The 12,076-nt window shown below is 36.7% G+C and carries 13 protein-coding genes and 1 riboswitch; of the genes, 7 read left to right on the top strand and 6 right to left on the bottom strand.

Going from position 1 to position 12,076, the window contains the following annotated elements:
* Nucleotide 1 precedes the first annotated feature (1 nt).
* The 6 genes from RCJ95_RS14085 to RCJ95_RS14060 form a co-directional block, all read right to left on the bottom strand.
* The gene (locus tag RCJ95_RS14085; protein ID WP_446722422.1) at nucleotides 2-967 is read right to left on the bottom strand and encodes a S66 family peptidase; all 966 of its coding nucleotides are present in this window, start codon (nucleotides 965-967) and stop codon (nucleotides 2-4) included.
* A gap of 16 nt (nucleotides 968-983) precedes the next feature.
* The gene (locus tag RCJ95_RS14080) at nucleotides 984-2,087 is read right to left on the bottom strand and encodes a GNAT family N-acetyltransferase (protein ID WP_221679622.1); all 1,104 of its coding nucleotides are present in this window, start codon (nucleotides 2,085-2,087) and stop codon (nucleotides 984-986) included.
* Between the two features lie 131 nt (nucleotides 2,088-2,218).
* A complete protein-coding gene (locus RCJ95_RS14075; protein ID WP_221679620.1) occupies nucleotides 2,219-2,698 on the bottom strand; it encodes a hypothetical protein in 480 nt (159 codons plus the stop codon).
* Between the two features lie 6 nt (nucleotides 2,699-2,704).
* The gene (locus RCJ95_RS14070) at nucleotides 2,705-3,367 is read right to left on the bottom strand and encodes a potassium channel family protein (protein ID WP_004224679.1); all 663 of its coding nucleotides are present in this window, start codon (nucleotides 3,365-3,367) and stop codon (nucleotides 2,705-2,707) included.
* Nucleotides 3,368-3,508: 141 nt separating this feature from the next.
* The gene (locus RCJ95_RS14065; protein ID WP_004224678.1) at nucleotides 3,509-3,964 is read right to left on the bottom strand and encodes a TlpA family protein disulfide reductase; all 456 of its coding nucleotides are present in this window, start codon (nucleotides 3,962-3,964) and stop codon (nucleotides 3,509-3,511) included.
* A 147-nt stretch (nucleotides 3,965-4,111) separates the two neighbouring features.
* Nucleotides 4,112-4,654, bottom strand: a complete 543-nt coding sequence (locus RCJ95_RS14060; protein WP_004224676.1) for a peroxiredoxin — start codon at nucleotides 4,652-4,654, stop codon at nucleotides 4,112-4,114.
* 406 nt (nucleotides 4,655-5,060) lie between these two features.
* Between RCJ95_RS14060 and RCJ95_RS14055 the strand changes: the two genes are divergently transcribed.
* The 7 genes from RCJ95_RS14055 (at nucleotide 5,061) to thiW (ending at nucleotide 11,906) form a co-directional block, all read left to right on the top strand.
* Nucleotides 5,061-5,603 carry a helix-turn-helix domain-containing protein gene (locus RCJ95_RS14055; protein WP_004224674.1) on the top strand — a complete coding sequence of 181 codons (543 nt, stop codon included), beginning with the start codon at nucleotides 5,061-5,063 and terminating at the stop codon, nucleotides 5,601-5,603.
* A 17-nt stretch (nucleotides 5,604-5,620) separates the two neighbouring features.
* Entirely contained in the window at nucleotides 5,621-6,727 is a 1,107-nt protein-coding gene (locus RCJ95_RS14050; RefSeq protein WP_004224673.1) for an ABC transporter ATP-binding protein, read from the top strand.
* Nucleotides 6,717-7,526, top strand: coding sequence for an ABC transporter permease (locus tag RCJ95_RS14045; RefSeq protein ID WP_221679618.1), 810 nt, complete (start codon nucleotides 6,717-6,719; stop codon nucleotides 7,524-7,526). The genes RCJ95_RS14050 and RCJ95_RS14045 overlap by 11 nt, the downstream gene beginning before the upstream one ends.
* Nucleotides 7,523-8,320 (top strand): ABC transporter permease, encoded by a 798-nt coding sequence (locus RCJ95_RS14040; protein ID WP_221679616.1) that lies wholly within the window; start codon nucleotides 7,523-7,525, stop codon nucleotides 8,318-8,320. The genes RCJ95_RS14045 and RCJ95_RS14040 overlap by 4 nt, the downstream gene beginning before the upstream one ends.
* A complete protein-coding gene (locus tag RCJ95_RS14035) occupies nucleotides 8,317-9,390 on the top strand; it encodes an ABC transporter substrate-binding protein (RefSeq protein ID WP_221679615.1) in 1,074 nt (357 codons plus the stop codon). The genes RCJ95_RS14040 and RCJ95_RS14035 overlap by 4 nt, the downstream gene beginning before the upstream one ends.
* Nucleotides 9,391-9,940: 550 nt before the next feature.
* A complete protein-coding gene (locus RCJ95_RS14030) occupies nucleotides 9,941-11,137 on the top strand; it encodes an MFS transporter (protein ID WP_221679608.1) in 1,197 nt (398 codons plus the stop codon).
* 66 nt (nucleotides 11,138-11,203) lie between these two features.
* Nucleotides 11,204-11,311: riboswitch (TPP riboswitch) on the top strand.
* 94 nt (nucleotides 11,312-11,405) lie between these two features.
* Nucleotides 11,406-11,906 carry an energy coupling factor transporter S component ThiW gene (thiW, locus tag RCJ95_RS14025; RefSeq protein WP_257521237.1) on the top strand — a complete coding sequence of 167 codons (501 nt, stop codon included), beginning with the start codon at nucleotides 11,406-11,408 and terminating at the stop codon, nucleotides 11,904-11,906.
* The last annotated feature ends 170 nt before the right edge of the window (nucleotides 11,907-12,076 follow it).

Below are 12,076 nucleotides of genomic sequence, written 5' to 3'. Positions count from 1 at the left end.
TCTAAAATATAGTCACCTGAATCCTCAATTCTTTTGTATTTATATGGACATTGCCACCGATAGGGAATGTAAAAATCGGCTGTGTATGACCAAAATCCACATCATATAATACAGGGATAGCTTTTAATAGTGGATGCTTGTCTAAAATAAAATGTAATTGTTCTTCTGTCATCGCAGAAGCTCGTTGAAATCGACCTATTGCCAATCCTTTAATTGTAGTCGTTGCTTGCAATAATGACGTGAGATCACGTGCAAAAATGGCAGGATTCACAAGCTCATCATCCTCTAAAAATAAAATACAATTCGATAAATCAGGCATGTAAGCTGTTCCTTGCAATAAATTTAACGTACATAAATTACCACCATAAAGCTGCCCACTCACTGCGCCTTTCGAATAGACCTTCCAGCTGGCTGCCTCAAAATGACGATTTTCCTGATCAATATACCATGCATCATCACTCCAAATACTAGACGCAACTAGAGAAAATGGATTCTTCTCCATTAAACATTTTTGAAAATAGGAAAGCTGATATTTTTGTGCTTGCACCATACGAAAGCTAGAAAAATGTGGCCCTGAATAAGTGATAAAATCGCATTTTGTAGTAATAGCTGTAGCTAGGGCCGTGATATCACTAAACCCACAAAGTATCTTCGGATTTTCAGCAATCATTTGATAATCTAAATAAGGTAAAACTTCATTACAGTTGTATCCACCAATCACCGTTAGTATCGCCTTCACTTGTGGATCCCGAAAAGCTTCATGTATATCCGCAACACGGTGCATGATGGAGGAAGAGTGCTGCAAATCACATTCAAAAATGTGGGCACCAAATGATACGTGAAACCCTAATCTTTCCAATATGATCTTCGTTTGTTCAACCATCTCTACTTTTAAAACTTGGGCACTTCTACTTGGAGCAATAACACGAATCTCATCACCCAGTGTTAGTTTTGCTGGAATTCTCATACTTTCTTCATCCCTTCTAATAGCTTTGAATTTTAGCTACTAACCTTTCATTCCTAAAATGAAGTGTCTCAGTATCTATGAGTGTGTATTCTTGTAATGTGGGATGATTTTCTATCCAGCGATCAAATGCATACCTTCTCTCCTGATCATTATAATGAGGACAATAGATACCTGATAATAGCCCTAAGCCATTCCATTCCTCGAAATCATCATAAGTATTTTCACTAAAGCATTTTTCAAACCAGCACATTGCCCCAGCACTGATGCCAACTAATATAATCCCTTTTTGATAAGCTTCCTTTAACAATTCATCAAAACCATATTCTCGCCACTTTTCAAGAAGATAACCTGTATTCCCACCACCCACATAGATAATATGCTGCGCTAATAATTTTTCTCGAATGCTTCTATCACGCATATCTTTTTGCAAAATATGGGTTGCTTCACAATGATGGAATGCTGCATAAAACTTCTCGATATACCCTTGTGCATCATTACTTGCTGTGGGAATAAAACAAATTTTAACTCGTTCATTTTTCTGAGTTTGTCGTAAAATGTACTCATCGATAAATGAAGGGGTCTGCTGAGAAAACCCACCGCCTGATAGGGCAATGATTTGTCTTATCGGTTCGTTATTTTTACTTAATTCATAGACAGCTTGTTCCTGCCCAAATCTTTCTAACATCTGTACATTCTTCATTCCTAATTTTTCAAGCAAGCGACATGATGCCTTGTTAGCTGTTTGTGTTTCTGCCACAATAGATTCTATATTCAGATAATTCAAACCATCCTGAATTACCTGCGTTAGCACTTCAAAAGCTAACCCCCTCCCCCAAAACTGAGGTAAAAATTGATAGGAAAGCTCATACAACTCCTTATCATGGTATTCATCGATCGAGACAAGACCTATAAATTCACCTGTCTCCTTTAAAGTAATATATAAATATGTATTAGGAAATGGCGCTTCTAGCATGCCTTTAAAAGATGCTTCTATATAGCTGTTTGATGGAACACCCCCGAGATAAGTTCGAACTTGTTTATTAGAGTAGAGTTTTTGTATATCTGTAAAATGCTCTGGTTGTAATTGTTCGATTATACAATTAGTTGACATGATTTTCATTACATCTAGCCCCCTTCTTTATGTCAAAGTTTAATCTAACTCTCTCAATGAAATCAAATATTTTTCCAATTTTTCTTAAAAATAGAATAAAAAAGTAGTGACCAGCATGAATTGCTGTATCACTACCTGCATTATTGGTCGTATTGTTCAAGTAATCGTTGCGTGTTGGTCGATTGTTCGAGTACCTTTTTCTCTTTTGCCCAATAAATCAAATATTGTGCATCACCCATACGAAAAACCATTTGCTGCAACTCTTCATCAAGTTCAGAACTAATAGCCACTTTTAATATTTCTACCTCATAAAGAGGCTTCTCCTTCATTTTATAAATGATATGATATACAGGCTTTTCTTCAAAAATCGTTCTTTCCTTTTTGGAAAGCTTCCTTACATGACTTAATGGATATTTCTCAATAAAGTCTTGTGCTTCTTCGCCTGTAGCACGAAATAGTGATTGATCTCCTTTGAATAATTCAATGTGGTCAATTTCTGTGGCATGATCTAGAACAAGAGAAATTGCTTCATCTTCACTTTTTTCTCTGTTTTGCATAATAAAAGCACCAACTAATAAAATACCAGCGAATATAACAAGTCTCCATCTGCGTTTCGTCATTTGCTCTTACCCGTTCAAGGCCTTTTTAACAAAGCGATTTATATCAACATCAGCACCTATAACAAGCATAATATCTCCTAATAAAATCTTGTCACTCGCCTGTGGAGATACGATAATATCAGCCCCACGCTTAATTCCTACAATGTTGATGCCATATTTAGCGCGAATATCTAAATCCATAATGGAATAGCCAGCAATCGCATCATTAGCCTTTAATTCCATAATGGAGTGTTCATCTGATAGCTCTAAATAATCTAGAACAGTATTCGACAACATATTATTAGCAATACGAATACCCATATCTCGCTCAGGATGGACGACAAAATCTGCGCCAATTTTACGTAAAACCTTTTCATGGTAATCGTTTTGAGCCTTTACTGTAATTTGCTCAACACCAATTTCCTTCAAAATGATCGTTGTTAATATACTTGCTTGTATATCTTCCCCAATTGCTACAATCACGTGCTCAAAATTACGAATACCTAATGAATTCAACACCGATTCATCGGTTGAATCTGCAATAACAGCTTGTGTAGCAATGGAAGCAAACTCATCTACACGCTCTGAAGAATGATCAATTGCCATTACCTGTGCGCCCTGACTCATTAATTCACGAACAATACTGCCTCCAAAACGTCCAAGCCCTATGACTGCAAACTCTTTTTTCATCATAAAAATCCCTCCGAAAACTACTATACCACCATTGTAGCCTATTCTCTGCGATATGTATTGTCAAAACAAGAGCCAATTCGTCAATGGTGGACAACAAAAAAGACGAGGATCTCAATCCCCGTCTTCACCATATCATTATTATTCAGCGTTACGCATCTCATCTAAAACGCGGTTTACACGCTTTTCTAGCATTTTCATACCACTACCACCAGCTTGCATATGACGCAGCTGTCCATCTTTATCGAACACAAAATATGCTGGAACATATTGGTTTTCAAAAGCATCTGTTAGCTTCATTTCACTGTCTACAAAGATTGGTTGCACAATATCATGCTCTGCTGCTACTGCTTTAATTGTATCTAAATCAGTATCTGCCTCAGAACGTGGCATATGTACTGCTACAACGTTTAATTCATCTTTATATTGATCGCGGAAATTGTTCACATCTGGCATTGCTTCTTTACATAAATGACAGCTTACTGACCAGAAGTGGATTAATGTTGGTTTTTTGCCTACTAATTCTGCTTTAGTTACTTCACCATTTAACCAAGTCGTTGCGCCAACTAATTCAGGCATTTGTTCACGAAGTTTCATAAAAATCCTCCTCTAAAAGATCGTTTGTCTTCAAATATTTAGATAACCGGGTAAAAAAACTCTTTCCCAAAACAAAAATTCAGTTAAAAGTCCCCACAAGCTTGTCGTGGGGACTTTTAATTTTTCGCATAATCGACTCTATTTAGATTATAGAGTTGCTTGGCCTGGACGCCAGTTAGCTGGGCAAAGACCACCAGTTTGTAGTGCTTGAAGTACACGTAGTGTTTCATCAACATCACGGCCGATGTTGTTATCAAATACTGTTTGGTATTTTAATTCGCCTTCTGGGTTGATGATGAATAAACCACGTAATGCGATACCTTCTTCTTCAATTAATACACCATATTCTTTAGATACTTGATGGTTTGTATCAGCAGCTAATGGGTATTTTAATTCACCAAGACCATTTTGCGTACGGTCTGTGTTAATCCATGCTAAGTGTGTATGGATTGTGTCAGTAGAAACACCGATTACTTCTGCATCTAAGTCTTCGAACTCGTCATAACGATCGCTCATTGCAGTGATTTCAGTTGGACATACAAATGTAAAGTCCATTGGATAGAAGAAAAGAACTGTCCATTTATCTTGTGCTTTAATATCTTCTAATGATACTTTACCAAATGATTTGTCTGAAAGTACTGCTTCCATTGTAAAGTCAGGTGCTTGTTTACCTACCATGCGTTCTGCCATAATAAATCCCTCCAAATAAATATGTAGTTTATATATTCCATTCGCACTAGCGAACTCGTCTTCTACGATAGCAGAGTAACCGCAGTTTTTCAAACAAGTAAACTCCGCCCGTTTGGATGATTGAAATGGATTGACAAAAATTCGTCAAATCCACAACTGGAATTATAGTTATTGTCTATCTACAAGCTATCTTTGACAATAATATTCTACACTATTCAAAATTTTTCTCACTTTCATTTATACCCCATTTTTTAACTTTTTATAGCTATTTTTTTCACGAAAAACGATTGCAAATTTTTTTTTATTATGTATAATTGTAATGGTTTTAGTAAACTAAAAGTTTCGTTAAAGTAAACTTCATATTTCAAAAGTTTATCATTGCTAAACTTCTCTTAGGAGGGAAAAGATGCAAATAGGAGCAAAAATTAAAGCGCTTCGTTTAAAAAAGGGTCTTACCCAAGAGGAACTTGGAGAACGTACAGATTTAAGCAAAGGTTATATTTCCCAATTAGAACGGGATCTAAACTCACCTTCAATTGAAACATTATTTTCAATATTAGAAGTATTAGGGTCAAGACCCAAAGACTTTTTTGATGATGAATCACCTGAACAGAAGGTTGTTTATACAGAGGAAGATCAATCTACCTATACAGATGAAGAAAAAAAATATGAAATTCAATGGCTGATTCCTACTTCGAATGAAAAAGAGATGGAACCCATTTTCTTAACCTTTGCGGCAGATGGCGAGTTCAAACAGTTTGAGCCTTCGCTTTCTGAAACATTTATTTATGTGGTTAAAGGGCGTATTCGTCTCGTTTTAGGGAATGAACAGTATATCGCAAGTGAAGGTAACGCACTTTATTATGACGCGACAGACCATCATCAGATTTTTAATGCACATGATGATGAAACAAAAATTTTACTTGTCGCAACAGATTCTTATTTATAGCTTAAGGAGGCGCATCCATGACAACCAATTCAATTATCCGCTTTGAAAATGTTTCAAAGTCATATAGCGACGGCACCGTCGTTTTAAAAAATATCAATTTGGAGCTTGAAAAAGGGAAATTTTATACACTCCTTGGTCCATCAGGTTGTGGTAAAACAACCATTTTACGAATTATTGCAGGATTTACGGAACCTACAACAGGAAATGTATTTTTCCATGATAAAAAGATTAATGCAGTTCCTGCCAATGAACGTCAAGTTAATACTGTTTTTCAGGATTATGCGCTGTTCCCTCATTTAAATGTGTTTGAAAATGTCGCATTTGGCCTACGTATTAAAAAGCTTCCTGAAAAGGACATAAAAGAGCGTGTAGCTGAAGCCTTAAAGTTTGTCAATTTGGCAGGGTATGGTAACCGCGAAATATCTGAAATGTCTGGTGGACAACGACAACGTGTCGCGATTGCACGTGCCATTGTCAATGACCCTGAAGTAATTTTACTGGATGAACCACTTTCAGCTTTAGACTTAAAGCTACGTACAGAAATGCAATATGAGCTACGTGAATTACAACAACGTCTTGGCAAAACATTTGTCTTTGTTACACATGATCAAGAAGAAGCACTTGCCATGAGTGATGAAATTTTTGTCTTAAGTGAAGGCCAAATTCAGCAATCAGGTACACCAGTGGATATTTATGATGAACCGATTAACCGCTTTGTTGCTGATTTTATTGGTGAATCCAATATTGTACCTGGCGTGATGATTGAGGATTTCAAGGTTGAATTTGCTGGCAATGTTTTTGAATGTGTTGACCAAGGGATGAAGCCAAATGAAAAAATAGATATTGTCATTCGACCAGAAGATTTAGAAATGACAACAATTGATAAAGGCAAACTTGTGGTAAAAGTGGATACACAATTATTCCGAGGGGTACATTATGAATTATCCACATATGATAAAGATGGTAATGAGTGGCTAGTCCATTCATTGAAGAAAGCAGAAGTAGGGACTGAGATTGGCTTAGACTTTGATCCTGAGGCGATTCACGTAATGCGCTTAAACGAAACAGAGGAAGAGTTTGATAAACGATTAGAATCGTATGGAGACGATGAAGATGCAAACTAAAACATCGAAACCAGCGTTATTTCCATATGTGTTATGGATTGCCTTTTTCGTTATCGCGCCAATTGCACTCGTTGTTTATTATTCCCTGCTTGATTTACATGGCAACTTTACGCTCGATAACTACAAAGCGTTCTTTTCTTCGGTTTACTTAAAGATGACTTTGAGCTCGTTTTGGTATGCATTTTTAATTACATTCTTTACACTATTAATTTCATACCCAACTGCCTATTTTTTAACGAAGACAAAGCATAAACAACTTTGGCTTCTACTTATTATTATTCCTTCATGGATTAATCTTTTGTTAAAAACATATGCCTTTATCGGCATCTTTGGGTTATACGGGCCTATTAATGCATTTATCGAAGTATTTGGCTTTGATCCAAAGCAAATGCTCTTTACCGATATTAGCTTTGTCTTTGTGTCTGTCTATATCTTTATTCCATTTATGATTTTACCGATCTTCAATTCTTTAGATCGTTTAAACCCAACACTCATTTATGCAGCACGTGATTTAGGTGCTTCGGCTTTTACAACCTTCCGTCGTGTTGTTTTACCATTGACAATGGATGGCGTTAAATCTGGTATTCAAGTCGTCTTTATCCCTGCCCTATCCCTGTTCATGATTACTCGCTTAATTGCAGGGAACCGTGTCATTACTCTAGGCACAGCGATTGAACAGCAATTCCTTGTGACACAAAATTGGGGTATGGGTTCCACTATTGCTGTATTCTTAATTTTATTCATGGTGATTATCATGCTAATTACGGGACAAAAGGATAAAGGAGGTCGCGTACGATGAACAAACTATCTGCTTCAGCCAAAGTCTATTTAACAATTGTTTTTATCGTTCTCTATGCTCCAATTTTCTATTTAATCTTTTACTCGTTTAATAGTGGCGGCTCCATGAATAATTTTGAATCCTTTACTTTGGAGCATTATCAAGCTGTTTTTGAAGATTCGCGTCTTCTTGTTATATTAATAAATACGGTCATCGTGGCATTACTTTCTGCTCTCATTTCTACTATTATTGGTACGCTAGGAGCAATTGGAATTGTGACGGTAAAGGATTCTAAAATGCGTAATACTTTATTATCCTTAAACAATGTCTTAATCGTCAGCCCAGACGTTATTATCGGGGCTAGTTTCTTAATTTTATTTACAATGGTAGGAATTAAACTGGGCTTTGCATCTGTTTTATTAGCGCATGTCGCATTTAGTGTACCGATTGTTGTATTAATGGTTTTACCAAAGCTACTAGAAATGAATAACTCATTAATCGATGCAGCATTAGATTTAGGAGCAACGAAAAAGGACGTTATGATGCGTGTCATTCTTCCTTATATTCAGCCAGGTATTTTTGCAGGCTTCTTCCTTGCCCTTACGTATTCATTAGATGATTTTGCCGTGACATTCTTTGTAACAGGTAATGGCTTTAGTACTTTATCCGTCGAAATTTATTCAATGGCCCGCGCAGGAATTTCTCTAACGGTGAATGCAATTTCTGGTTTAGTATTCTTTATTACTGTTTTAGTTGTTGTTGTTTATTATTTCATTACTAGTCGTACGAGTAAAAGAATGGAGGGGCAACGATGAAGTCACTAATTCAAGCTACCATCGCCATCCTTGTCGTTTCAGCCCTTTTATTCTACGCGGCTGATGCCTTAAGTGCTGGTGGCGGTAAAAGTGGAAAAGACACGTTAACCATCTTTAACTGGGGAGAATATATTGATCCTGATTTGTTAAAAGAATTTGAAAAAGAAACAGGCATTCATGTTATCTATGAAACATTCGATTCCAATGAAGCTATGATGACAAAGATTCAACAAGGCGGAACAGCTTACGATATTGCTGTCCCTTCTGAATATATGATTGAGAAGATGAAGGAAGAAAAATTATTGATTCCTTTAGATAAGAAGAAAATCCCTAATTTAAAAAATATTGATCCTTACTTTTTAGATTTACCATTCGATGATAACAATAAATATTCTGTCCCTTATTTTTGGGGAACAGTAGGTATTGTCTACAATCCAAGCCTTGTTGGAGACTTAGACTTCTCCTCTTGGGACGATTTATGGGACCCTTCTTTAAAGCGAAAAGTCTTTTTAGTAGATGGTGCGCGTGAAGTCATTGGCATGGGCTTAAACAGTCTTGGCTATTCTCTGAATTCACTAGATGATCAGGAACTTCGTGAAGCTACTGATAAATTAATCACACTCGCACCAAATGTAAAAGCGATCATTGGAGATGAAATTACACCGTTAATGATCAATAATGAAGCAACTGTTGCCCTTACATGGTCTGGCCAAGCAGCTGACATGATGTATGAAAATGAAGAGTTAGACTTTGCTGTACCTGAGGAAGGCTCAAACTTATGGTTTGATAATATGGTCATCCCAAAAACATCGAAAAATATTGATGGTGCCCACGCCTTTATTAACTTCATGCTAAGTGCTGAATCAGGTGCTCAAAATGCCGATTTTGTAGGCTACTCTACTCCTAATATTGCAGCCATGGACTTGATGGACGCAGAAGTTGTTTCTGACGAACGCTACTATCCTTCTGAAGAACAACGCGATACATTAGAGGTCTACAAAAATTTGGGACCTGATTATTTAGGGAAATACAACGAATTATTTTTAGAATTTAAAATGAGTATCCGGTAATTAAACTAGCGAAATGGTTTTCACACCAATTCGCTAGTTTTTTCTCTGCCTATCTAATTTTCTATTAAATAAGAACATTTTCAATCGACTATTTGTATTATTATATTTAGAAAATATTTTATCTAAATTTTAATAGATGCTCACATCATCTGTTATGGAAAAGCTTTACCTATAGATTTTTTCATCGAACCTGCATAAATTTATATTTTCTTTATCCATTGTATTAACAATAAATAAGCCATAATAATTTTGATGCCACTACTATAACAGTCGCTACAATTTATAGACCATTACAGACAGACTCACAAATTTGTTAATTCTCCTTTTATAAGAGAAATCCATCGATTGTTGTTGCTCGATTCTATAGTTCTTCTCCCTCAATTTTTATGACTAACATGTATTCTTTCATCATCCTTAGGTACGCAGATGAAAACTTTTGTGGAAAACCATTCTAAATATAGAACCAGTACGATAATCTTAACTATTAGCCAAGCAATAATTCTTTATGATAGACTGTACTATATTTGATTACAAAAAGGGGGTTCATTCGATGACCCAGCAGAAGTCCAATAAGGCGGCTTTGTATATTTTAATGTTTAATATGTTTATCGCAATGGGGAGTATTGGCATTATTATTCCTGTCATGCCAGAGTATTTAAAAATATTTGGTGCAGCAGGACAAGTTCTAGGTATGCTAATCGCAACGTTCGCCTTAGCTCAATTCGTATTTTCTCCTATTGCTGGGAATCTTTCAGATCAGTACGGTCGAAAAAATTTAATTATTTTCGGTCTTATCGTAACGGGTCTTGCTCAAATCGGATTTGGCCTTGCTACAGATGTATGGATGCTCTTTTTAGCAAGATTTTTAGGTGGTCTAGGTTCCGCATTTGTTGCACCTCCTATTATGGCTTTTGTCGCTGACGTCACAACCTATGAAGAACGCGGGAAAGGTATGGGGATGTTGGGTGCCGCCATGTCTCTTGGCTTTATGATTGGACCTGGTATTGGAGGCTTTTTAGCAAAGGTAAGCTTACATTTCCCATTTTTCACAGCTGGAGCTGCAGCCATTGTAGCATCTATTTTATCTTACTTTTTATTACCTTCTACCAAACCAAACACTGCGCAACAGAAACAAAAGCAAGACAATCTGGCGAAGCAAATGGCTCGTTCCATACATATGCCTTATTTTGTTATGCTCATAATTATGCTGGTGTTCTCGTTTGGAATTGCAAATTTCCAAACGACATTGTCATTATTTGTGACAGAAAAGTTTAATTACACACCTGTAGATATAGCGATTATATTAGTTGTTGGTGGTGCTTTTGGAGTAGTAGTACAAATGTTTATTATTACACCACTGTTCAATCGTTATGGTGAAATGAAAGTAGTACTAGTTAATTTGTTTATTGCATCCGTTGCTATTTTCTTAATATTATTTGTTTCTGGCTTTGCCCTTATATTAGTTGTAGCAACAATTTTCTCTACAGCAACGACATTAATTCGTCCAGCTGTTAATACACTCATCTCAAAACTTGCAGAAAAAGAGCAGGGATTTGCTGCGGGCTTGAATAATGCCTATATGAGCCTTGGGAATATGATTGGACCTGCTTTGGCAGGTTTATTATTTGATTGGAATATGAATAGCCCCTATATTTTTGGTTCTATCATATTATTAGCTTGTTTCTTCCTTGCGCTCATCTGGACAGTGAAAAAAGCACCTCATTTAATGCATCCCGATCCAAAATAGTCTGAAAAATCATTGACTATTTTTAACAGTATGTTACATTATTGTTGATTCACTAAATTGAATAATCTTAACCACTAGGGGAGTCTTTAAAAGGCTGAGACGTATATGGTAATATACGGACCCTTTGAACCTGATCTAGTTCACACTAGCGGAGGGAAGTGGCGCTACTTGCTGTTGTCACTATATACATGCAAGGCCGCTTCCTATTGTTTAAAGGGGGTGGCCTTTTTATTTTTCCTCACCAACTTTACCAAAAGGAGTGAACTTTATGTCAATTCGTAAATTAACAGTCATGGCTTTATTAGTAGCCATTGCTGTTGCAGGCTCTACTTTCGTATCCATCCCAACAGGAATCGCACGTGCTTACCCCGTTCAGCATGCTATTAATGTGATAGGAGCGATTATACTTGGACCCGTACCAACAGTTATAGTTGCCTTTGTCACTGCCATCATTCGTATTTTTACTGGAACAGGCTCTCTACTAGCTATCCCTGGTAGTATCATCGGTGCGTTCTGTGCTGCCCTTGCCTATAAATATAGCAATAAGATGTGGTTAGCTGGTATCGGAGAAGTTATCGGAACTGGCATTCTGGCTTCACTTATTGCCGTCCCTTACGCAAAATTATTCATGGGAACATCTGTAGCAGCATTCTTCTTCCTACCAGCCTTTTTAACATCAAGTACAATCGGCGCCATTTTAGGTGTAATGGTTGCGAGTAGCATGCGTAAAACAGAGCTAGTAAAGAGGTTTAATTCTTCTCTTTATTGAGAGGGATTGGAGGGTTTTATCTCTCTTTATGATCGGTGATGACTGGTACTTCTGTCAATAAAACGGACACTAAAATAAGAGAGGTTTTTGGCTACCGCCCTTCGGTTGCTCTGCTCTTTCATGGAGAATGGTTTCTAGCGTAACCATTCCCCATGAAAGACCTTGTGAGA

It is taken from the genome of Lysinibacillus sp. BSL11 (genome assembly GCF_052928325.1).
Note: the sequence above shows the minus strand (reverse complement) of the source record. Positions and strands in the feature narration are given on the sequence as shown.